Source organism: Streptomyces sp. WM6378, assembly GCF_001279695.1.
GTDB lineage: Bacteria > Actinomycetota > Actinomycetes > Streptomycetales > Streptomycetaceae > Streptomyces.
This window is the reverse complement of record NZ_LGDD01000013.1, coordinates 111,136-132,645: the sequence shown is the minus strand read 5'-3', so window position 1 is coordinate 132,645 and position 21,510 is coordinate 111,136. Positions and strand designations below refer to the sequence as shown.

Annotated in this window: 19 protein-coding genes and 1 riboswitch; of the genes, 14 read left to right on the top strand and 5 right to left on the bottom strand. The window is 71.1% G+C overall.

The genetic code is table 11. The features are described from left to right. Positions 1-185 precede the first annotated feature (185 nt). Positions 186-1,502, top strand: a complete 1,317-nt coding sequence (locus ADK54_RS03435) for an NAD(P)/FAD-dependent oxidoreductase (protein ID WP_053723988.1) — start codon at positions 186-188, stop codon at positions 1,500-1,502. A 12-nt stretch (positions 1,503-1,514) separates the two neighbouring features. On the opposite strand, the gene ADK54_RS03430 is transcribed toward ADK54_RS03435, so the two are convergent. Next, entirely contained in the window at positions 1,515-2,963 is a 1,449-nt protein-coding gene (locus tag ADK54_RS03430; protein WP_053723987.1) for a hypothetical protein, read from the bottom strand. Between the two features lie 233 nt (positions 2,964-3,196). Here ADK54_RS03430 and lipB point away from each other — a divergent pair, with 233 nt between their 5' ends. From lipB to ADK54_RS03410, 4 genes are all read left to right on the top strand, one after another. Further along, the gene (lipB, locus tag ADK54_RS03425; RefSeq protein ID WP_053723986.1) at positions 3,197-3,994 is read left to right on the top strand and encodes a lipoyl(octanoyl) transferase LipB; all 798 of its coding nucleotides are present in this window, start codon (positions 3,197-3,199) and stop codon (positions 3,992-3,994) included. Positions 3,995-4,261: 267 nt separating this feature from the next. Continuing rightward, positions 4,262-5,218, top strand: coding sequence for a lipoyl synthase (gene lipA, locus ADK54_RS03420; protein ID WP_053723985.1), 957 nt, complete (start codon positions 4,262-4,264; stop codon positions 5,216-5,218). 275 nt (positions 5,219-5,493) lie between these two features. Further along, entirely contained in the window at positions 5,494-5,706 is a 213-nt protein-coding gene (locus tag ADK54_RS03415) for a hypothetical protein (RefSeq protein ID WP_053723984.1), read from the top strand. A 19-nt stretch (positions 5,707-5,725) separates the two neighbouring features. Continuing rightward, the gene (locus tag ADK54_RS03410; protein ID WP_053723983.1) at positions 5,726-6,433 is read left to right on the top strand and encodes a DUF4191 domain-containing protein; all 708 of its coding nucleotides are present in this window, start codon (positions 5,726-5,728) and stop codon (positions 6,431-6,433) included. Between the two features lie 94 nt (positions 6,434-6,527). On the opposite strand, the gene ADK54_RS03405 is transcribed toward ADK54_RS03410, so the two are convergent. Continuing rightward, positions 6,528-6,995, bottom strand: coding sequence for an RDD family protein (locus ADK54_RS03405; RefSeq protein WP_078966095.1), 468 nt, complete (start codon positions 6,993-6,995; stop codon positions 6,528-6,530). 210 nt (positions 6,996-7,205) lie between these two features. Here ADK54_RS03405 and glnA point away from each other — a divergent pair, with 210 nt between their 5' ends. The 4 genes from glnA (at position 7,206) to ADK54_RS03385 (ending at position 13,302) form a co-directional block, all read left to right on the top strand. Further along, complete coding sequence (gene glnA, locus ADK54_RS03400; RefSeq protein ID WP_053723981.1) at positions 7,206-8,615, top strand: type I glutamate--ammonia ligase; 1,410 nt, start codon at positions 7,206-7,208, stop codon at positions 8,613-8,615. A gap of 762 nt (positions 8,616-9,377) precedes the next feature. Continuing rightward, complete coding sequence (locus tag ADK54_RS45585; protein WP_159047605.1) at positions 9,378-10,208, top strand: hypothetical protein; 831 nt, start codon at positions 9,378-9,380, stop codon at positions 10,206-10,208. Between the two features lie 438 nt (positions 10,209-10,646). Beyond that, complete coding sequence (locus ADK54_RS03390; RefSeq protein WP_053723979.1) at positions 10,647-11,213, top strand: Uma2 family endonuclease; 567 nt, start codon at positions 10,647-10,649, stop codon at positions 11,211-11,213. Positions 11,214-11,409: 196 nt separating this feature from the next. Further along, positions 11,410-13,302, top strand: a complete 1,893-nt coding sequence (locus ADK54_RS03385; RefSeq protein ID WP_107090448.1) for an ABC transporter ATP-binding protein — start codon at positions 11,410-11,412, stop codon at positions 13,300-13,302. Between the two features lie 54 nt (positions 13,303-13,356). On the opposite strand, the gene ADK54_RS03380 is transcribed toward ADK54_RS03385, so the two are convergent. Both ADK54_RS03380 and ADK54_RS03375 read right to left on the bottom strand, forming a co-directional pair. Beyond that, positions 13,357-14,469: a HoxN/HupN/NixA family nickel/cobalt transporter gene (locus ADK54_RS03380; protein ID WP_053723978.1), complete on the bottom strand. Its 1,113-nt coding sequence runs from the start codon at positions 14,467-14,469 to the stop codon at positions 13,357-13,359. Positions 14,470-14,497: 28 nt separating this feature from the next. Further along, a riboswitch (cobalamin riboswitch) is annotated at positions 14,498-14,696 on the bottom strand. 150 nt (positions 14,697-14,846) lie between these two features. Next, entirely contained in the window at positions 14,847-15,128 is a 282-nt protein-coding gene (locus ADK54_RS03375; protein WP_053723977.1) for a hypothetical protein, read from the bottom strand. 118 nt (positions 15,129-15,246) lie between these two features. On the opposite strand from ADK54_RS03375, the gene ADK54_RS03370 reads away from it, so the two are divergent. Further along, positions 15,247-15,606, top strand: coding sequence for an arsenate reductase family protein (locus ADK54_RS03370; protein WP_053723976.1), 360 nt, complete (start codon positions 15,247-15,249; stop codon positions 15,604-15,606). 11 nt (positions 15,607-15,617) lie between these two features. Here ADK54_RS03370 and ADK54_RS03365 read toward each other — a convergent pair whose 3' ends face one another. Then, positions 15,618-16,523: a Gfo/Idh/MocA family protein gene (locus tag ADK54_RS03365; RefSeq protein WP_053723975.1), complete on the bottom strand. Its 906-nt coding sequence runs from the start codon at positions 16,521-16,523 to the stop codon at positions 15,618-15,620. 178 nt (positions 16,524-16,701) lie between these two features. On the opposite strand from ADK54_RS03365, the gene ADK54_RS03360 reads away from it, so the two are divergent. From ADK54_RS03360 to ADK54_RS03345, 4 genes are all read left to right on the top strand, one after another. Further along, complete coding sequence (locus tag ADK54_RS03360; RefSeq protein WP_053723974.1) at positions 16,702-18,123, top strand: hypothetical protein; 1,422 nt, start codon at positions 16,702-16,704, stop codon at positions 18,121-18,123. Continuing rightward, positions 18,120-19,214, top strand: a complete 1,095-nt coding sequence (locus ADK54_RS03355) for an ARPP-2 domain-containing protein (RefSeq protein ID WP_053723973.1) — start codon at positions 18,120-18,122, stop codon at positions 19,212-19,214. The genes ADK54_RS03360 and ADK54_RS03355 overlap by 4 nt, the downstream gene beginning before the upstream one ends. A gap of 122 nt (positions 19,215-19,336) precedes the next feature. Next, positions 19,337-20,368 carry a glutamine synthetase gene (glnII, locus tag ADK54_RS03350; protein WP_053723972.1) on the top strand — a complete coding sequence of 344 codons (1,032 nt, stop codon included), beginning with the start codon at positions 19,337-19,339 and terminating at the stop codon, positions 20,366-20,368. 368 nt (positions 20,369-20,736) lie between these two features. After that, positions 20,737-21,321: a winged helix-turn-helix domain-containing protein gene (locus ADK54_RS03345; RefSeq protein WP_053723971.1), complete on the top strand. Its 585-nt coding sequence runs from the start codon at positions 20,737-20,739 to the stop codon at positions 21,319-21,321. Positions 21,322-21,510: the final 189 nt, after the last annotated feature.

The following is a 21,510-nucleotide window of genomic DNA, read 5'->3' as shown; positions in this document are numbered from 1 at the left end:
CCCCGCCCCCTCCCCCGCCACCCCCGGACGGGCACCCGTGCGCCCGCCATGCTTCGACGCCCACCCCCGCGCGCATGGGCCCGCCCGCCCAGAACGTACCTACTCTCTCCTCGAACTGCCGCATTTCGTGGGCCAGTTGGGGGCATGAGGCTTCCACCTACCGCGCCTACCTCGGGGAGGGCCACGTGCTCAGCACCGCACACCATGCGGACGTACTCATCGTGGGGGCCGGGCTCGCGGGCCTGTCAGCGGCTCATCAGCTGACCGGCGCGGGAGTCACGGTCAGCGTCCTGGAGGCAGCCCCCTGCGTGGGCGGCCGCATGTCGACCAGCACGGTCGACGGCTTCCGCCTCGACCGGATCGGGCAGCTGCTCTCGACCTCGTACCCGGAACTGACCCGCACCCCGGGCCTGGAGGACCTGCCGCTGCGCGCGTTCTCGCCCGGCGTCCTCGTGCACAGCGGGGGCCGGCACTACCGGGCAGGCGCGACAGGGAGCGCAAGGGGCGCACTGGCCGCCGCACGCGCCCGCGCGAGCGCCCCTCGCGGCACGGTCACCCCGCTCGGGGGCGCACTCGACCAGGCCCGGCTCGGCAAGGCACTCGCCAAACTCGCCGCGGCCCCGGTCGAGCGGATCGTCGCCCGGCCCGAACTCCCCATCGGCCAGGCGCTGTCGGGCCGGGGTCTGCCCGCCCGCACCCTGGACGGCTTCGTACGCCCGCTGCTCTCCGCGCTGCTCTGCGACCCGGACCTGACCACGTCGAGCCGCTGCGCCGACCTCGCGCTGCGCGGCTTCGCACGTGGCCGGCTGTGCGTTCCGGCGGGCGGCGCGGCGACCCTGCCGGAGCTGCTCGCCGCCGCCCTGCCGCCCGGCACGGTGCGTACCGACGTGAAGGTGACGGCCGTCGCCACGACCTCCGTCACCACCGCCGACCACGGCGTACTCGGCTGCCGCTCGTTGCTCCTGGCCACCGACGCCCCGGCCGCCGCCGAGCTGCTGCCCGGCCTGCGGGTCCCCGCGTTCCACCCGCTCACCGTGCTCCACCACGCCGCCCCGCGCTCCCCGCTCGCCGACCCCGCGCTGCTCCTGGACGCGGACCGCAGCGGTCCGGTGGCGTACAGCTCGGTGATGAGCGAGGTCGACCCGAGCCGGGCGCCGCGCGGCCGGGCGCTGATCACCTCGACCGTGCTCGGCACCCCGCCCGCCGACCTGGAGAGTGCCGTACGCCGCCAACTGGCACGCCTTTACGCCACGTCCACGGACGGCTGGGAACTGCTCGCCGTCCACCACACCCCGCAGGCCGTGCCGTCGATGCCCGCCCCGCACGATCTGCGCCGCCCGGTCCGGCTGCTCGCCGGCCTGTACGTGTGCGGCGACCACCGCGACACCAGCACCGTCCAGGGCGCCCTGTACTCGGGCCGTCGCGCCGCCCAGGCGATCCTCGCCGACCTGGGCGTCCAGTCCTGGCACGCGGCCCCGGAGGTGATCCGCAAGGCGGCCTGACCCGCGCCCGCCTCACCCCAACGCGGCCACCCGGTCCCGGTAGTTGCGCACGGCGGCCGCGTCCCGGTAGGGCTCCAGGCGGCGCTCGAAGTCGCGTACGTACTCGACCGCGCGCGCCGAGCGCATCTCGCTGGCCTGCTGGGCCGCCTCCGCGCCCAGCGCGCACGCCTGGTCGAGCTCGCCGAGGCCGAGCCGGGCCGTGGCGAGCACGACCCGGCAGAACAGCCGGGACCGGGCGTAGCCGGGCGCGCGCAATTGCAGCGAGCGCTCGGCGTGCTGGGCGGCCGCACGGTACTGCTGGAGGTCGCGGTGGCAGTGGCCGAACTCGTCGGCGAGCTGCGCCTCGTCGAAGAAGCGCGCCCAGTGCGGCACGTCATCGCCCGGTCGCGCGCTCTCCAGGGCCCGTTCGGCCCGCACGAGCGAGGCCGTGCACGCCCGCACCTCGCCGAGCACCCCGTGCCCGCGCGCCTCCACCGCGTTCAGGAGCGACTGCACGACGGGCGGCGCGGCCGACCCGACGCCCTGCTGGGCGACCCGGGCCAGTTGCACGGCCTCGCGACCGTGCCCCAGGTAGACGGCCTGCCGGCTCATGGTGACAAGGACGTACGAGCCGTACGCCCGGTCCCCCGCCGCCTGGGACAGCCGCAGCGCCTGCACGAAGTACCGCTGGGCGAGCCCGTGCGCGGCGATGTCGTACGAGGTCCACCCGGCCAGTCTGGTCAGGTCCGCGGCCGCCGCGAAGAGCCGGCGCCCCACGTTCTCGCCGTACGTGCCGCGCAGCATCGGCTCGGCCTCGTGCTCCAGGTAGCGCACCAGTGCCTGACGGGCGTGCCCGCCGCCGTAGGCGTGGTCAAGGGTGCGGAACAGTTCGCCGACCGAGCGGAGCGCCGCGATGTCGCCGCTGGTCACCCGCTGGCCGGGGCCGCGGTCGGTGGTCCGCTGGCGGGGCACGGAGGGGCGGCCCTGGACCGGGATGCGGGTCACGTTGCCCTGCGGGTTCGGCTCGCCGCGGCTCACCCGGTCGTCGGCCCGTCCGATCAGCCAGTCTCTGCTGGGGACCACCAGACCCGCCGGGGTGAACGCGATCTTGCGGAGTTCGGCGTGGCTGCCCGAGTCCTTGCGCCAGAGCCCGCTGACGATGTCGACGGCCTCCTCGGGCGTCGCCGCGAACTCCAGGCCCGCGTACACGGGAGCGCACGCGTCGAGGCCGAGGTCCTGTGCGGAGAGTCTGCGGCCGAGCCGCCGGGTGAACACCTCGGCGATCAGCGCGGGTGTGGTGCCGCGCGGTTGCTGGCCGCGCAGCCACCGCGTCACCGAGGTCTTGTCGTAGCGCAGATCCAGGCCGTGCTCCAGACCGAGCTGGTCAACGCGGCGGGCGAGCCCGGCATTGGAGAACCCGGCTTCTGCGATCAGTGCGGCGAGCTGGCGGTTGGGGGTGCGCTGCGAGGGTCGTTCCGTCATCAGCTCTGCGTTCTCCTGCCTTCCGGGCCAATCTTGCAGCCCTCATGGAACGGCGAGAATTTAGCGGTCAATACGGCCGGTGCCGCCACCTTCGCCCCGCATTCATCCGATCGTGTGGTGACGTGCCGTTTCTGCCCGGGTCCGGGGGCCGTGCGGAGGCCCTCGAACACGGTCGTACAGTGAATGCGGGCGTGCACCGCATTGCATCCGAGAAGTTCGACAGGGGAGCTGGCGTGAACGAGCTGCGATTTGTCCGGCTGGGATTCGGCGAGGACGCGGTCGAGTACCAGGAGGCCTGGGACGAGCAGCGCCGGGTGCACGCGGCCCGGTTCGCCGACGAGATTCCGGACACCTGCCTGCTTCTGGAGCACCCGCCGGTCTACACGGCGGGCCGGCGCACCGAGGACAGCGAGCGCCCCCTCGACGGGACGCCGGTCATCGACGTCGACCGCGGCGGCAAGATCACCTGGCACGGCCCGGGCCAGCTCGTCGGCTACCCGATCCAGAAGCTGCCCCGTCCGGTGGACGTCGTCGCGCACGTACGCCGCCTCGAAGAGGCCCTGATCCGTACCGCCGCCGACTTCGGCCTGGCGACCACCCGGGTCGAGGGCCGCAGCGGGGTCTGGGTGCTCGGCGACCCGGTGGAGCAGCGCCCGAAGCTCGGCGGCCTCTCCCTCGACTTCGACCCGCGCCTGAACGACGACGAGTTCGACGCCCGCCTCAACGGCCCCGAGTACGCGCCCTCCAACGCCGGCCAGCGCCGCGAGGACCGCAAACTGGCGGCGATCGGCATCCGCGTCGCCAAGGGCGTCACGATGCACGGCTTCTCGTTCAACGTGAACCCCGACAACACCTGGTTCGACCGGATCGTGCCGTGCGGGATCCGCGACGCGGGTGTGACATCGCTCTCGTACGAGCTGGGCCGCGAGGTGACCATCGCGGAGGTCCTCCCGGTGGCCGAAAAGCACCTGCGCGACATCCTGGAGAACGCGGAACTCGCTCCGCGAGAGATCGAGCGGGCGTCCGCGTAAGAGGGCCCAGCCCTCAGGAGTTGCCTGCACGGGCACATCCAGCCCGTCGTGGGGGTCCCCCTGGCCCTTGAGGCCTTGGGGGAGTTTGAGGACGAACACCCTTGAGGCGCGAACGGGGGTCTGGGGGCAGAGCCCCCGGGGTCCCCTCGCCAAGGGAATGCCGGAGGACCCCGCAGGGGTTACCCCCGGCGGGAGCCGCACTCCACCCAAGCAAACAACGGGCGTACCCTAGGTTCGCCGAAGAATCGAAGTCACAGGGAGCCGGACGTGTCCGCAGTCGCACCCGACGGACGCAAGATGCTGCGCCTGGAGGTCCGGAACAGCCAGACCCCCATCGAGCGCAAGCCCGAGTGGATCAAGACCCGGGCGAAGATGGGCCCCGAGTACAACCAGCTGCAGAAGCTGGTGAAGAGCGAGGGGCTGCACACGGTCTGCCAGGAGGCGGGCTGTCCGAACATCTTCGAGTGCTGGGAGGACCGCGAGGCGACCTTCCTCATCGGCGGCGACCAGTGCACCCGGCGCTGCGACTTCTGCCAGATCGACACGGGCAAGCCCGAGGCGCTCGACCGTGACGAGCCCCGCCGCGTCGGCGAGTCGGTCGTCACGATGGACCTGAACTACGCCACCATCACCGGCGTCGCACGCGACGACCTGGCGGACGGCGGTGCCTGGCTGTACGCGGAGACGGTGCGCCAGATCCACGCGCAGACCGCGGAGCGCGCCGAGGGCCGCACCAAGGTCGAGCTCCTGGCCCCCGACTTCAACGCGGTCCCCGAGCAGCTGGAAGAGGTCTTCTCCTCCCGCCCCGAGGTCTTCGCGCACAACGTCGAGACGGTGCCGCGGATCTTCAAGCGGATCCGCCCCGGCTTCCGTTACGAGCGCTCCCTCGACGTGATCACCAAGGCCCGCGACTACGGCCTGATCACCAAGTCGAACCTGATCCTCGGCATGGGCGAGACCCGCGAGGAGATCAGCGAGGCGCTGCAGCACCTGCACGACGCGGGTTGCGAGCTCATCACGATCACCCAGTACCTGCGCCCTTCCGTGCGCCACCACCCCGTCGAGCGCTGGGTGAAGCCGCAGGAGTTCGTGGAGCTGAAGGAGGAGGCCGACGAGATCGGCTTCTCCGGTGTGATGTCGGGTCCGCTGGTCCGCTCCTCCTACCGTGCGGGCCGCCTCTACCAGCAGGCGATGGAAGCCCGGAGCGCCGCCACCACCGCGTGAGCCCGGTCGCGTACCGAACGGACTGCGTGAACCCGCTCACAAGCGGCTACTGATCAGTAATGGCCGATTCGACGCGGCTCGTACCTCCCCCGCAGGTCGGGGCATGCGTACGGGCCGCGTCAGCGTTTTGCCGGTCCGCATCAATGTTTCATTGGCGTTTGACCGCTCGGACACGCCCTGGTAACACCAATCAGTGACCCTGGCTTTACGCACCGCGCATGCCCCCACACCCATCGCCCGTTTCTGACTTCCCGTCCCGAGGGGGGACCTCGACGATGCAGGCCGCTACCGCTCCGCAGACCGTGCGAGCCACCACGCTTCCGTCCGTCACCGGCGCGCTGCGCGCCATGGAGTCGCTGATCATGGGCTCCGGCCAGCGCACCGCCCGCCGCAACGCCTGGACCGCGGTTCTGGAGGACCGGCGCCGGGCCAAGGACCGCGTCGAGGCCCAGCACGTACTGGAGGCCGTGGCCACCCGCCGCTCCTAGGCCACGTAAACTTCCTGGTATGGCGAGGAAGGCAACCGCAGAGAGCGCTGCGAACGATGCGAATGCGGGGCGACTGAAGCAGATCGCCCTGACCTACAAGATGACCCGCAAGGCCGATTCCAAGATCGGACTTGTCATCGCCGGCGTGGGAATCGTCGTCCTCGGCGTCTTCCTCGCGATCGGTTTCCTGCTGGGGCACCCGGTCTATCTGGGCATTCTGGGCCTCCTGGTGGCCGTGCTGGCGATGGCCATCGTCTTCGGACGGCGTGCCGAGCGGGCGGCGTTCGGTCAGATGGAGGGCCAGCCGGGTGCGGCGGCCGCCGTGCTGCAGAACATCGGGCGCGGCTGGACCACCACCCCGGCCGTGGCGATGAACCGCAGCCAGGACGTCGTCCACCGGGCCGTCGGCCGGGCCGGCGTCGTCCTTGTGGCCGAGGGCAACCCGAACCGGGTGAAGTCCCTGCTGGCCGCCGAGAAGAAGAAGATGGCCCGCATCGTGGTGGACGTACCGGTCCACGACGTGATCGTCGGTGACGGCGAGGGCCAGGTGCCGCTGAAGAAGGTGCGCACCACGCTCCTCAAGTTCCCCCGCGTGCTGTCCGGCCCGCAGGTGACCGCGGCCAACGACCGGCTGCGCGCCATGGGCGACCTGATGAGCAACATGCCGCTGCCGAAGGGTCCGATGCCCAAGGGCATGCGGATGCCGCGCGGCGGAAAGATGCGCTGACCCTCACCTCGTGGACGAACGAAGGCGGCCCGGACCGACATGGTCCGGGCCGCCTTCTGACGTTCGCCGCCTTCTGACGTTCGTGGGACCCCGGTCAGATCCTGACCTGCACCGCGCGGGCCAGGCGGTCGTGCAGGCCCCGGCCGTCGCGGTCCCAGATCAGCGCGGGGATCGCCAGGCACAGCAGTACGGTGCGGACGGTGACCCGGACGACGCCGAGCCGGCCGCCCTCCTCGGCGACCACGCGCAGGCCGAGCAGCCGCTTGCCGGGCGTGAACCCGACGGTCCCGATCGTCAGCACGCCGAGCACCAGGAACACGAGCAGCGCCCAGTTGCTCGCGCTGTGCGTGTCGCCGCGGGCGATCAACTGGTACGCGATCAGGGCGCACAGGCCCCAGTCGATGAAGATGGCGCCGAAGCGCCGGCCGAGGGGCGCCACCGAGCCGGGCCCGTCCTTGGGCAGACCGAGCCGCTCGCCCCGGTAGCCGAAGTCGACGCCCATCTCCTCGGCGGCCGCGCGGGGCCCCGAGAGCCACGATCCGATTGCTTGCCTGTTGTCCACGGATCCAACGGTACTGCGCCCGTTTTCGATCACTTCGGCCCGGGTCAGTCTTGGCGGCTTCGTCACCAGCCCGGTTAACTTGGGCGAAACAAACGGGTCACGCTTGAGAAATCCCGCCTGCCTATGGTCGGCTCCAGCGTGTGCCACCGCACTGGCCGCACGACCGAGCTGCAACCCCGCCCCTCCCCGGGTGGGAGTAGGAGGAGTTGGATGTTCCAGAACGGCGACGACGCGAAGAAGTTCATCGCGGACAACGACGTGAAGTTCGTCGACGTCCGGTTCTGCGACCTGCCGGGCGTGATGCAGCACTTCACGATTCCCGCGAAGGCGTTCGACGCGACGGAGGAGCTCGCCTTCGACGGCTCGTCGATCCGCGGCTTCCAGGCCATCCACGAGTCCGACATGGCGCTGCGTCCGGACCTGTCGACGGCCCGCCTCGACCCGTTCCGCCGCGACAAGACGCTGAACATCAACTTCTTCATCCACGACCCGATCACGGGCGAGCAGTACAGCCGCGACCCGCGCAACATCGCCAAGAAGGCCGAGGCCTACCTCGCCTCCACCGGCATCGCGGACACCGCGTACTTCGGCCCCGAGGCCGAGTTCTACGTCTTCGACTCGGTACGTTTCGAGACCTCCGCGAACCAGGGCTTCTACCACATCGACTCCGAGGCCGCCGCCTGGAACACCGGTGCGGTCGAGGACAACCGCGGCTACAAGGTCCGTTACAAGGGCGGCTACTTCCCGGCCCCGCCGGTCGACCACTTCGCCGACCTGCGTGCCGAGATCTCCCTGGAGCTGGAGAAGTCCGGCCTCCAGGTCGAGCGCCAGCACCACGAGGTCGGCACGGCCGGCCAGGCCGAGATCAACTACAAGTTCAACACGCTGCTCGCCGCGGCCGACGACCTGATGCTCTTCAAGTACATCGTGAAGAACGTCGCCTGGCGCAACGGCAAGACCGCGACCTTCATGCCGAAGCCGATCTTCGGCGACAACGGCTCGGGCATGCACGTCCACCAGTCCCTGTGGGCCGGCGGGGACCCGCTGTTCTACGACGAGCAGGGCTACGCGGGCCTCTCGGACACCGCCCGCTACTACATCGGCGGCATCCTCAAGCACGCCCCGTCGCTGCTGGCGTTCACGAACCCCACCGTCAACTCGTACCACCGCCTGGTCCCGGGCTTCGAGGCGCCGGTCAACATGGTGTACTCGCAGCGCAACCGGTCGGCTGCCATGCGCATCCCGATCACGGGCTCCAACCCGAAGGCCAAGCGCGTCGAGTTCCGCGCCCCGGACCCGTCGTCGAACCCGTACCTCGCGTTCTCCGCGCTGCTCCTCGCGGGCCTCGACGGCATCAAGAACAAGATCGAGCCGGCCGAGCCGATCGACAAGGACCTCTACGAGCTGGCTCCCGAGGAGCACGCCAACGTCCAGCAGGTCCCGACCTCGCTGCCGGCCGTCCTGGAGGCCCTGGAGGCCGACAACGAGTACCTGCAGGCCGGCGGTGTCTTCACCTCCGACCTGATCGAGACCTGGATCGACTACAAGCGCACCCACGAGATCGCCCCGATCCAGCTCCGCCCGCACCCGCACGAGTTCGAGCTGTACTTCGACATTTAGTAGGGCCCCAGGTCAGAGCGGGTTTCCGCTCGCCTGGGCCGTCTCTGGGCCGTCGGCCGTGTTCTTCCCTTCCCGGAAGACGCGGCCGACGGCCTTTTCTGCGGGCTCTGTTCAGGCCGCGACCGGCGCCGCTACCTCGTCCCCGTCGTCCTCCGGCTCCGGGCGGAACGTCGGCCGAGGCCCTGCCGGGGACGACCGAGGACGGAGGCCGACGACCTTGCTCCGGGAATCCACCACGCTCGAGCGCAAGCTGCTGGCTACCGAATCGCCGCTTGAGCGCTGCTGACGGAGCCCGCTGCACTGCACACTTGCGCCCGACTCTCGTGTTCCTCCAAACTCAGTCGTGGCCTTCAGGAGGCCACCCCTGATCCTGCTTCGCCCCGTTGCCGGATCACATAGGGGTTAAGGAGCCATAGCCTCACCTGCGCGGCGCGTCACACTGCTCACCTATGCCCTCAAGTAGGGCACACAGATCAGTTGTCGGATGCCGAGGGGCGACGGTACTCCGAGGACGGATCGCATATGACCAGCGGTGGGCGGCTGAAGAAGCTCGCGAGGACTCGGCAGCTCTACACGGGCGAGCCCCTTTGCGTAGCGATAAATGCAACACACGGCGGGGACAATCGCCACCCGATTCATTCGAGCCCGCTGTCGCAATCCCATCTCGAAGCCGAGGTATTCGCCAAGCTTTGCGGCGGAGGCCAATGGTGGACACATCCACTCGGGCTCTCGCACGTGCAGTCCACAACGAGGTCTGCAGTCGTGCATCTCGACAGCCACACCACGCTCACGAACGGCACCTCGTATGCCCGGAGCGGCCACGCCTTGGATCAGCTACTGCCCAGCGCCGAGCCGGGTATTCAAGTAAACGGCGTCGTCGGTCTTCGAGTTGTTGGCATCAATGGGCCAGACCTGCACCTCACGCTCGCCGGCAGCGAATGCCACCTTGTGCTGCGTGGCATCCCGGGAACGGATTGGGCTGAGGAACTCCATGAACGGTGGCTTCGATACGAGAAAGCAGAAGCTCCGCCACTCTGGCAGAATCCAAAGCTCACCGCCTTCGAGAACTCGCACATTCGTGACTACCCGGAGACGTGGGCGGCCGAGCGTGGCCTCGACTGGCTCGGATCGGCCCTACTGCGTCGCGTCGCCATATTCCAGACATCTAGCACCGCATACTCGACACGATCTTGGATCACTGGCGACGAATGGATCTTTGAGCTGGACACGGTGCGCGGCATCAAGCTCGAACACGATGCTTTTCTGCGGAGACTCATGGATCCCGTGTGGGGTTTACCGCTCCGTATCGAGTACCAGCACTGCTCTTGTAACCCGGAACAGGAGCTCGGCGACAGCACCTACACCCTGCAGTGCACGTACAACCTCGGGCACCGCAGCATGGCCAGTGGCAGCCTGCAGCTACGATTCCGCCATGGCCCAGGTGTCTACGCGGGCGGCACACGAATCAAGCTCGAGAGGTTGTATTCCCCCTCTGAATGGCTCGATCGCGTTCTGCCGAAGCGGAGCCCGGACGTCGCGTCGTCCTCCGACACCCCCAGCGCGGCTCGTACCTCTGACGAGGCGGGCCACTGATGGGCTGGGACACCATCGTCTTGTCCGTCCTGGCCTCGTTCGGAGCCGTCGGGCTCGCGCTCTCACAGCTTCATGAACTGCTGGGGAAAGTGCCGGCAATCATCCGCGCATGGCATGAGATTCGGCGCAGCTGGCGCGAGGCGGGACGTGACCAGCCATAGGTGGACCCGCAACCTACCGGGTTCTCGGCGGCCGTGAGCGAGGGGTGACGGTCCGGCGTCATTTGGGTTCCCATATTTCACAGCGAACCCGCCGGAGCCACCCCGTCCACACCCATCGCTGGTCGTCGAAGGCCGCGCCATCAGCGGATTCAGACACGGTTCCGATTCCTCCGGCATACGGAATTGCCACGCAGTTGAAAGGAGGCGGGCCCACGGAAAAAGGTAGGCTGAGCCCGGCCGTCAGCAAGCCCGCCCAACCAGCTCGGGGAGGTACGTTTTGAGCATCGAGATGGTCGCGCCCGCGTGGATGCACTCGCAGATCACCGCGGAGCAGTACGACTCCTGGTCCGAGGAGCAGTGCGCCGGCATCGAGATCGTGGACGGGATGGTCGTCGTGAGCCCCAGTGCGTCCAAGCGGCACAACCGGCTGGCCCGCATCCTGGCGAACGGTCTGGACTCCGCCGCTGGACAGGGGTGGAACGCCGACACGGACTTCGATGTCCGGCTGCAGGACGTTCCGCTGACCAACCGGCGCCCGGACGTGGTCGTGTACCGGTCGGACACCATCGACGTCACCCCCACCCGGCCTGAGCACGTTCTGCTCGTGGTCGAGGTGGTTTCCCCGGGGTCGGAGACCACCGACCGGGTCGTGAAGGTGGACCAGTACGCCAAGGCCGGTATCGCCTTCTACTGGCGGATCGAGCAAGCCGCGACCGGCGTGCCGATCGTGTACACGTACATCCTCGACCCGGCGACCAGGAGTTACCGCGACGGCGAGGTCTTCACCGGGATCGTCACGGCGACCGTTCCCTTCCCGGTGGAGATCGATCTCGGCATCGTCTGATTCCCTCACACGGTTTCGTCAGCGAGCCCCGCCACCCCTCCCCGGGCGGCGGGGCTCGTCGCGTTCGGGTGTGCTCCAGCTCAGGCTCCCCCGCTCCCCCGTCGCGCTCCCCCCTATGGGGTGGATCGGCGTGCGGGACGGGCCCGTTGGGGGGATCTTGCGGCAAAGTGGGCGGATTCCTAGCTCAGGGGGCGGCATGGCGGAGGTGTTGGGCGAGCAGCCCGTCGACGAGCAACTGCGGTACCGGTCAAGCTCGTTGGAGGCGGTGCGGCGGCGGCCGGTGACCTCCCGGACCATGGCGCGGCGGTTGCCTCAGCTCGTGCGGAAGGCGCTGGCGCTGGCCTGGCGGGTGGACCGGCGGGCCGTGCTCGTGCTGCTGTGCTGTCAGGCGCTCTCGGGGTTCTTCGAGGCGTTCGGGCTGCTCGCCACGACGCGTACGATCACCGCGCTGATCGCGAGCGGCGACATCGCGCACCGGATGCGCGACGCGCTGCCGTCGATCGCGGTGCTCGCCGGGGCGGCCGGGCTGCGGGCGCTGCTCGGGATCGTGGTGGTGAACATTTCCGGCCGGCTCTCGCCGCGGATCTCCCGCGAGGCCGAGATGCAGATGCTCGGGGCCGCCGTACAGGCCGAGTTGTCGGCGTACGACCAGCCCGGGTTCAACGACAAGCGCGAGGCGGCCGACCGGGGCGCCGAGGTCGCCCAGCAGCTCCTCACCGACTCGCAGGACCTCATGGCGTGCGTGGCCTCGCTGGTCGCGGCGGCCGGGGTCGTGACCGTCCTGCATCCCGCGCTGCTCCCCCTGCTCCTGCTCGCCGCGCTGCCGCAGGGCATCGCCGGAGTGAAGGCCGCGCGGGTGCACTACGAGGCGTCGCGGGCGATGAGCGCCGAGCGGCGCACGCTGAGTCTGCTGCGGTGGTTCGTGATCGACAAGGACACCGCCGACCAGCTGCGGTCCTGCACGATGGCGGACTTCCTCCTCGACCGGTACCGGGCGATCGGGCGGCGGGTGGACGCGGCGACCGACAAGGCCGTGCACCAGGGCGCCCGCTACTCGGTGCTCGGCTCGCTGGTGGGCGGGGTCGCGGCCGGGGTGGTGTGGGGCGCACTCGCCTGGCTGCTCGGGTCGGGGCGGATGTCGGTGGCGTCCGCGGGCACCGCGGTGTTCGCGCTGCGCACGGTCGCCTCGTCGCTGCGCGGTGTCGTCGGGTACGGGACACGGCTCTTCAGGACCGGGCTCTACCTCGACGACTGGGCCGAGTTCATCGAGGAGGCCGGCGGGCACCGGATGGCGCGCGGCAAAGTGGCGCCGCCCGCGCCGGAGGTCGTGCGGGCCGAGTCGTTGACGTACCGCTATCCGGGCAGCGAGCGGCCCGCCCTGGAGAAGGTGACGGTCGAGGTGCGCAAGGGCGAGGTGCTGGCGCTCGTCGGCGAGAACGGGTCCGGCAAGACCACCCTCAGCAAGCTGCTCACCGGGCTCTATCTGCCCAGCGAAGGGGCGGTGACGTGGGACGGGGTCGCGGTGGAGCGGTGCGATCCGCTGGCTCTGTGGCGGCAGACCGCGGTCGTGCCGCAGGACTTCGCGCACTGGCCGATGTCCGCGCGCGACAACATCACGCTGGGGCAGCCGCACGGGGGCGACGCGTCGGTACGCCGCGCAGCCGCGCACTCCGGCGCGGCGGAGGTCGTCGACGGGCTGCGCAGCGGGCTCGACACGCTGCTCGCGCGGGAGTGGTTCGGGGGTGTGGAGCTGTCCGGCGGGCAGTGGCAGCGGATCGCGATCGCGCGGGCCTTCCACCGTCCGGCCGGACTGCTGGTGATGGACGAGCCGACGAGCGCGCTCGACGCCCGCGCCGAGCACCGCATCTTCACCGGCCTGCGGACGATCGCCCGCGACCGGGCGGTGGTCCTGGTGACCCACCGCCTCGCGAACGTCGCGGTCGCGGACCGCATCGTCGTCCTCGACCGGGGCCGGGTCATCCAGGAGGGCACCTTCGACGAACTCGTCGCCACAGAAGGCCTGTTCGGGGAGTTGTGGACGCTGCAGAACGACCGGGCAGGAGTGCCGGGGCCGCGTGAGGGTGCGTGAACGGGCCCTCTCGGGCGGGGGCCGCACGGGGGGGCTGCGCACAAGGGCAGCCCCTCACGCGCCCGAGCCCGCCGCCCACTTCTGCTCGACCTTGCCCAGCCGCCAGTACGCCAGCGCCGCCGCCCACACCACCACGAACAGGCCGACGATGACGAAGCCGACGTTGTCCAGGTCGAGGCCGGCGATCCAGCCGCTGACCGGGTCGGTGAGGTCGAGCTTCTCGTGCAGGACGCCGACCAGCTCGATGGTGCCGATGAAGAAGGCCACCGCGATCGACAGGCCGGTGATGGTGAGGTTGTAGTAGACCTTGCGGACCGGGTTCGAGAAGGCCCACTGGTAGGCGAAGTTCATGAACGTGCCGTCGAGGGTGTCGAACAGGCTCATCCCGGCGGCGAACAGCAGCGGCAGGCACAGGATCGCGTACCAGGGCAGTCCGGCGGCGGCGCCCGTTCCGGCCATCACCATCAGGGTGACCTCGGTCGCGGTGTCGAAGCCGAGGCCGAAGAGGAAGCCGAGCGGGAACATCTGGCCGGGCCGCGAGATGGACTTGGTGAAGCGGCCCAGGACACGGTTCATGAAGCCCCGCGAGTCCAGGTGCGCTTCGAGCTCCTTCTCGTCGTACGCACCCGCGCGCATCGCCCGGAACACCTTCAGGATGCCGAACAGGGCGACCAGGTTGAGCGCTGCGATGAGATAGAGGAAGGAACCGGAGGCCGTCGTTCCTACCACGCCCATCACCTGGTGGGTGGTGGAGTCCTCGTTCATCAGCGTGCCCGCGAGCTGGGCACCGCCCGCCACGAGGGCCGTGAGGACCACGACCACGCTGGAGTGGCCGAGCGCGAACCAGAAGCCGACGGACACCGGCCGCTTGCCGTCGGCCATCAGCTTGCGGGTGGTGTTGTCGATGGCCGCGATGTGGTCGGCGTCGAAGGCGTGCCGCATGCCGAGGGTGTACGCGGTGATGCCGAGCCCTATGCCGTACGTCTTGGTGCCGACCGCGTAGTGCTCGGGGGCCACGAGCAGGAACAGGACGCCGAAGGCGACGACATGGAGGGCGGCTATCACCGCGAGCAGGACGGCGGTTCGGACGGTGTCCTCGCGCCGCCAGTGGAAGGACGGCGCGGCGGGGGCGCCCGTCTCGGGGGACGTGCGAACGGGCAGGGTCATGCGGGTCACGCTCCAGCACCTCGTGGATCACTTCGTGAGATGCCGCGGCCGGTCTCCTGGCTGACGGGCGGGTGCCGCGGTCCCGGCCTTCCCGGGCAGGTGGATCCTGGCCAGTGGCGTCGCGAGGGGACGGCGGCTCCCCGGAACCCGGGGAACCCGATCACAGTGGCGAGGGCCGCTCCGGTTTCGCACCGGTCTTCCCGAACACCACGGCGCCGTCACCCTAGACGCTGGGGAGTTGCCTGCCCAACCGCACCCCCGTGCGGGTATTGAAGATCACACGGGGCACGGGGGCTCGGCCCACCGGACGCCCCGGGGGCGGACCCGGGTCACGCCCCCGGCATCGCGAGGGCATGACCCGGGCCGTGGTGCGGGGCTCAGCGCCCGTCGTAGATCAGCGCGCGCACCATCCGGCAGGTCGTCTCCGACGGCGGGCGCACTCCGATGAGCGCGGCCACGGTGCGTATCTTGCGGTCGGGCGCCTGCTCCGGCCGGTACACCCCCGTGTCGAGCAGGGCGATGGCCAGGCGCATGGCCTTCAGACGCCGGTTGTGGGACTCGTACCACACGCGCGGACGCCCGGCGGGCAGCGGCACCTTGTGCAGGGGCTGGAGGGACAACTGTTTCGGGGCGTGCGAGGTGAGTACGGCAGCGGTCATGGGCATCCTCCTGGGCAGTCGGGAACCCTCACTTACTGCCTCAATTTTACTGGGGGGCACTGACAATCGGCCCTGGCCAGCCGGGCTTTGGGGGCGGATCGCGGGTAGCCTGGCGGCCATGGAGATCTGGATCAACCCGGCCTGTTCGAAGTGCCGCAGCGCGGTGGACCTGCTGGACGCGGAGGGCGCCGAGTACACGGTGCGCCGCTACCTCGAAGACGTGCCCTCGCCCGACGAGATCCGGGCCGTGCTCGACCGGCTCGGCCTCGAACCGTGGGACATCACGCGCACGCAGGAGGCCGCCGCGAAGGAGCTCGGCGTCAAGGACTGGCCGCGTGACGCGGACTCCCGCGAGCGCTGGGTTTCCGCGCTCGCCGAGCACCCCAAGCTGATCCAGCGTCCGATCATCACGGCGGACGACGGGACGGCGCTGGTGGCCCGGACCGACGAGGCCGTGCGCGACGCGCTGTCGCGGTAACCCTGGTCGGGCTAACCCCGGTCCAGCTGGGCCTCGGCGTCCGCCAGGAGCTCGGTCACCCGCGCCCCGAACCGTACGTCGCAAGGGTGTGGCACCCCCGTGCGGGCCGCTTCGAGGAGCGCGTCGATCGCCGCGCCGAACGCGTCAAGCGCGCCGCCCCACCCCGGCATGACCGACCGGCCCGCCTCGCCCAGCACCGAGACCTCGACGCCCGCGGCCGCCGGGGGCGCCGTGAAGCTCAGGTCGGCGGTGCTGGAGGCGCCCGAGGCGTGACGCAGGATCAGGTGGGCGGTGTCGCCGGGGCCGGGTGCGGCCGTCAGCGCGGTCACCTCGCCGAGTACCCCGGTCAGCACGGCGAGCGCGTGCGGGCCGACGTCCCAGAGCGCGCCCTTCTCACCCCGCCAGGGCGAGGCGGCGTACGGGCCGCGCTCGGCGCCCGGGGTGAACAGCGACCCGTACCACTGGGCACGGCCGGTGAACCAGCCGTCCACCGCGGCCTGTTGGGCCAGCCACGCCGCGGTCTCCTTCGCGAACCGCAGCGTGAAGAAGACGACGGAGGCGACCCGGGCGCGCTCGGCCGCGTCGGCCAGCTCGCGGGCGCCCGCCACGCTCGTCGCGACCGGCTTGTCCAGGAGCAGGTGGCAGCCCGCCCCGGCGGCCCGCATCGCCAGCGGCGCCTGGACGTCCGGCGGCAGCGCGAAGGCGACGGCGTCGCAGTCCGCGAACAGCGCGTCGGCGTCCTCGTACACCGCGACCCCGTGCTGCTCCGCGAGCGCGGCCGCCGCCTCGGGCCGCCGCCCCCACACGCCGACGAAGTCGACGCCGGGGTGCGCGGCGAGCGCCGGGGCGTGCGTGGCGGCGGCCCAGGGGCCGGTGCCGAGGAGGCCGATGCGGGTGGTGCCGGCGGTCTGGTTCATGGGGGCCAGTCTGCCGGGCACGAATTCCGGTGGCGGGACGAGGGGGGTGGAATGTTACGTTTCCGGGGCCGGCCGCGGGACTCCGGCGCGACTTCCGGGACTTGCCTCTACAGCAAACATTTCGCTGCTCGCGCCCCCATTCCCCGGCCGGCTTCCACTTCACGCACGGGGGACCCACATGGCTCAGGAGAGCTACGCCGACCTCGTGGCGGCCGAGGACGTACTGCTCTTCGTCAATGCCGCCGTCACCGCCACCGGGCAGCGCGAATTCCGCTCGGGCGCGGCCGAGCAGCGGCTCTCGCTCGACTTCCTCCACGCGTACGTGCGGGTCAACTACCGCAGGGTGTACGCCGCCGTGCTCGCCCTGGACATCAACGACCACAACGCGGCGCTGATCGTCCGCCACCTCCTGGAGAGCGCGGGCGAGGCGAGCGCCGAGGAGAAGCGCACCGAGGGGCAACTGATCGCGGCCCGGCTCGCGGTGCTCCCGCCGCAGCGGGTGTACCGGCTGCTGCGCGCGCTGCGGGCGGCGAAGGTCAACAACCGGCGCACCCGCGCCATCTTCCGCGACTGGCTCGCGGCCCGCCCGGACCCGGCGTTCGACGCGGTGAAGTACCGCAGCGCCCTGAAGTCCGCGGCCCGGCACGCCCATCTCCCTTACGGTGGTGGGGAGTTGGGGGATTTCCTGTTCCGGCCCGGCCGCCGGCCCCGCTACGAGCACCCCTTGCTCGACGCCCACCGCCGCGCGCACTACGAGCAGGCCGCCCTGTACGAGCTGCCGTTCACCGTTGCCGAGGGGTTCGCGGCCCGGCACGGGGTGCCGCGCGAGGTGTTCCTGGAGCGGATCGCGCCCCGCACCACCCGCCTGGAGCGGCTGCGCATCCAGTCGCGGGCCGGGGCCGCCCCCGCCGACCTGGCCACCATGCCGCTGACCCGGCTCGCGCTGTACGTCCTCTCGCTGGGCCTCGACGAGCGGGCGCGGCGCCGGGCCGAGCTGACGGGCGCGCTGCGGGCCTCGGCGCTGCGCGCGGCCGGGCCCCACGCGGGCAGCTGGGGCCGCGTCTCGGCGGTGCTCGACGACAGCTACTCCTCCGGCGGCTCCGGCGAGAAGCGGCGCCGCCCGCTCGCGGTGGCCCTGGCCTGCCACTTCCTCCTGGCCGCGCTGGCCGGTGCGGGGGCGTACCGCGGCCGGTGGACCTCGGGCGGCACGGATCCGCTGCTGGTCCGGCCGTCCGGCGCGACCCCGCTCGGCTCGTGCGTCCTGGACGCGCTCGACGACTCCCCCGAGCGGCTCGTGATCGTCTCCGACGGCTGGGACAACGCGCCGCCGGGCCTGGCGGGCGAGGTGCTGCGGGTGTGGCGCACCCGGCTCGCCCCGGACCGCCGCACCCGTGTCGTCCATGTGAACCCCGTATACGACGCGGACGGCTTCGACGTGCGCCGCCTCGCCCCCTCGGTGCCCACGGCCGGCATCCGCGACGCCGAGGACCTGCCCGCCCTGGTGGAGATCGCCGAGTTCGCCGAGGGACGCACGGGCCTGACCGAGCTGTACACGTATCTGGACCGCCGCACGGCCGACTTCACCGGGGGCAGCCGATGACCTCGCTCGACCTGACCGGGCTCAGCGCCGGGCCCGCCCAGGTGTGGGGCGGCATCCGGCTCGTGCCGTTGCTGCGCGCGGAGCCGGTGGCGGGGCTGCGGCTGAGCCGCGAGGTGTACGCGGACCCGGTGGGCGCGGACGTGCGCCTGAACCACACCACCCGCTACACCTCCTACATCCCGCACGGCTTCGTGGCCGACTGGTCGGGCGAGGGCCCTTCGGCCGCGTACGGCACGGCGCTGGGCGACGCGCCGGCGAGCCGGCTGGCGCTGCACCGGATGGCGAAGCGGCGGCCCGGCAACCGGCTGCGCTTCCTGCCGCTGCACCTGGCCCTTGAGGGCTATCTGGCGCTGCACTTCGGCGGCCCCTGTGTGCAGTGGGACACCTGGTCGCGCCAGGCGCTGCGCGGCGGGCTCTCGCCGCGCGTGGAGAGCGCCTACCTCGGCGCGGACGTGCCCCAGCTCGCCGACGCACTGCGGGTGTTCGAGATCCACCCGGGCCAGTGCGGTGTCCTCGTGTACGCGGCGGACGCACTCGGTGCCGCCTTCGCGGTGCCGCACCCGGACGACTACCGGGCGCTGCACGCCACCCTGCTCCAGGACCTGTTCGGCGAGCTGATCCACCAGTACGCGCAGTACGGGCGCCCGATCGCCGAGTTCACCGCCCGCGTCGACGACCGGCACGTGCGCACGCTCGCGGACCTGCGGGCGGCGGCCCGCGCACAGGAGCGGGCCTGGCGCGAGGCGCACGACACGGTCATGGCCGCCGAGCTGTACGACACCTCGTACGCCTTCAGCCGGGTGTACCGGATGGGCGGCTTCGACCTGTGGCGCTTCCTGCCGCCGTTCCACCGGGGCGGCGCCGCCCAGCACATCGGCGAGGCGATCACCGACCGCAAGGGCAGGGTGGCGTATCTGAAGACGTTCCGGCTCTCCGAGAACCAGGTGCGGCGCGGTCATCTGCTCCAGAGCCTGGCCGCCCACGACTGGGACCCGGTACGAACCGCCGAGGCGCTGGGCACCGTACCGGAGGAACTGACGAGGCGGATCCGCAATGCGGGCTTCGCGGCACTGCTGCGGCACCCCAGGTAACACCGGGTTCACAAACGGGCAACGGACGGGAAATGCCGGGGTGTGAGGCTGCCGGGCATACAGCAGCGCCCGCAGCGTGGCAGCGCGCAGGCACCCCGCAGCTCCCGCAAAGGATGGCTTCCGTGACGTACAAGGCCGAGTACATCTGGATCGACGGCACCGAGCCGACCGCCAAGCTCCGTTCCAAGACGAAGATCATGGCCGGTTCGCCCGTCGCCGTCGCCGAGCTGCCCATCTGGGGCTTCGACGGGTCCAGCACCAACCAGGCCGAGGGCCACGCCTCGGACCGCGTCCTGAAGCCGGTGTTCTCCTGCCCGGACCCGATCCGCGGCGGCGAGAACCTCCTCGTGCTGTGCGAGGTCCTGAACATCGACGGCACCCCGCACGAGTCCAACACGCGTGCCCTGCTGCGTCCGCTCGCCGAGCGGTTCGCGGGGCAGGAGCCGATCTTCGGCATCGAGCAGGAGTACACGTTCTTCGACGGCGACCGCCCGCTCGGCTTCCCCGTCGGCGGCTTCCCGGCCGCGCAGGGCGGCTACTACTGCGGCGTCGGCGCGGACGAGATCTTCGGCCGCGAGATCGTCGAGAAGCACCTCGACCACTGCCTCGCCGCGGGCCTCGGCATCTCCGGCATCAACGCCGAAGTGATGCCGGGACAGTGGGAGTTCCAGGTCGGCCCGCTCTCCCCGCTGGAGGTCTCCGACCAGCTGTGGATCGCCCGCTGGCTGCTCTACCGCACCGCCGAGGACTTCAACGTCTCCGCCACCCTCGACCCCAAGCCGGTCAAGGGCGACTGGAACGGCGCGGGCGCGCACACCAACTTCTCGACGAAGGCGATGCGCGAGGGCTACGACGCGATCATCACCGCGTGCGAGGCGCTCGGCGAGGGCTCCAAGCCCATGGACCACGTCAAGAACTACGGCGCCGGCATCGACGACCGCCTGACCGGCCTGCACGAGACCGCCCCGTGGGACCAGTACAAGTACGGCGTCTCCGACCGCGGCGCCTCGGTGCGCATCCCGTGGCAGGTCGAGGTGGACCAGAAGGGCTACATCGAGGACCGCCGCCCCAACGCCAACGTCGACCCGTACGTGGTGACCCGCCTCATCGTCGACACCTGCTGCACCGGTCTGGAGAAGGCCGGCCAGGTCTGAGCCGTCCACCCCGGTTTCGAAGGGCGTCTGCCGCTGGTGCGGCGGGCGCCCTTCGGGGTTCCGTCGTGGAGGGGTGGATTCCGGTCACGCTCCGCCAAGGATCCGTATCAGTCCGTGGGAGGGGCTGCTGCGCCGGGCGGATCGTCTGGTTGAATGGGGACATGGCCAGCATCCAGAACCCCGTGACAGGTCGCAGCGACCTTGAGCCGTTCTGGCCGTCCCGTCAGGACCACGACTTCGACCGGGTGTGTTGCCGCGCGACGAACGCGCCGGCCCTCTAACGCCTCGATCCACTCCAGGCCTTCGGCCCGCGCGCAACGACGTACGTCTCCTGCCGACGACTCCCCGCGCGAAAGAGCTGACCCCTCATGGCGAACACCCGTACCCTCCCCTCCGCCGACGCCCACACCCCCCTGCCGCTCGGCCGGCACCGGCTGCGGGCCGTGGACCGCGACGAGGTGGCCCGTCCTGCCCCGTCCCAGGTCATCGACTTCCTTCCGCCGGGCGCCACTTGGCTGCCCGCCCCCCAGCACACCCTGCCCGCGCTGCCGGGCCAGCCGCCGATGGTCGGCTATCTGGTGCTCGTCCCGGCCGACCAGCAGCCCGCGCTGCTCGCCGCGGCGCCCGAGCCCCTGACGCCCGTCCCGGTCGGGCCCGCCCCCTTCGGCGGGGACACGCTCGTGCGGATCGACACCGTGCGGCGCACGGCCGAGGTGGACGGGGCCCTGCTCGACCTCACCTACCTCGAATTCGAGCTGCTGGCCCACCTGGTGGCGCACCCGCACCGGGTGCACACCCGCGACCAGCTCGTCACCACGGTCTGGGGCTACGGCCACGTCGGCGACGGCCGCACGGTCGACGTCCATGTCGCCCGGCTGCGCCGCAAGCTGGGCGCGGAGCATCGCGGAGCGATCCAGACGGTGCGGCGCGTGGGGTACAAGTACGCGCCCTGACAAGGGAGTTGAAAGGCGGGGCGTCGACCGGCGCCCCGCCCCTTTGCGTGCGGCGCCCCCGTCTCCCTTCGTACGGTGCCTCGCCGACCGGGCAGAGCGCGAGGCCAAGGGGTGTTGCCGGCAACACCCCTGAAGCGGGGGCGGAGCCCAGTGACCGGCGGCGGTCGGCCCGGCGACACTGGAGGCCGG

Bases quoted from the DNA above. Each gene is read 5' to 3' on its own strand.
- ADK54_RS03430 (WP_053723987.1), bottom strand. From the start codon at position 2,963: ATGACGGAACGACCCTCGCAGCGCACCCCCAACCGCCAGCTCGCCGCA.
- ADK54_RS03415 (WP_053723984.1), top strand. From the start codon at position 5,494: ATGCAGGCCGCTACCGCTCCGCAGACCGTGCGAGCCACCACGCTTCCG.
- ADK54_RS03410 (WP_053723983.1), top strand. From the start codon at position 5,726: ATGGCGAGGAAGGCAACCGCAGAGAGCGCTGCGAACGATGCGAATGCG.
- glnA (WP_053723981.1), top strand. From the start codon at position 7,206: ATGTTCCAGAACGGCGACGACGCGAAGAAGTTCATCGCGGACAACGAC.
- ADK54_RS03385 (WP_107090448.1), top strand. From the start codon at position 11,410: ATGGCGGAGGTGTTGGGCGAGCAGCCCGTCGACGAGCAACTGCGGTAC.
- ADK54_RS03380 (WP_053723978.1), bottom strand. From the start codon at position 14,469: ATGACCCTGCCCGTTCGCACGTCCCCCGAGACGGGCGCCCCCGCCGCG.
- ADK54_RS03375 (WP_053723977.1), bottom strand. From the start codon at position 15,128: ATGACCGCTGCCGTACTCACCTCGCACGCCCCGAAACAGTTGTCCCTC.
- ADK54_RS03370 (WP_053723976.1), top strand. From the start codon at position 15,247: ATGGAGATCTGGATCAACCCGGCCTGTTCGAAGTGCCGCAGCGCGGTG.
- ADK54_RS03365 (WP_053723975.1), bottom strand. From the start codon at position 16,523: ATGAACCAGACCGCCGGCACCACCCGCATCGGCCTCCTCGGCACCGGC.
- ADK54_RS03360 (WP_053723974.1), top strand. From the start codon at position 16,702: ATGGCTCAGGAGAGCTACGCCGACCTCGTGGCGGCCGAGGACGTACTG.
- ADK54_RS03355 (WP_053723973.1), top strand. From the start codon at position 18,120: ATGACCTCGCTCGACCTGACCGGGCTCAGCGCCGGGCCCGCCCAGGTG.
- ADK54_RS03345 (WP_053723971.1), top strand. From the start codon at position 20,737: ATGGCGAACACCCGTACCCTCCCCTCCGCCGACGCCCACACCCCCCTG.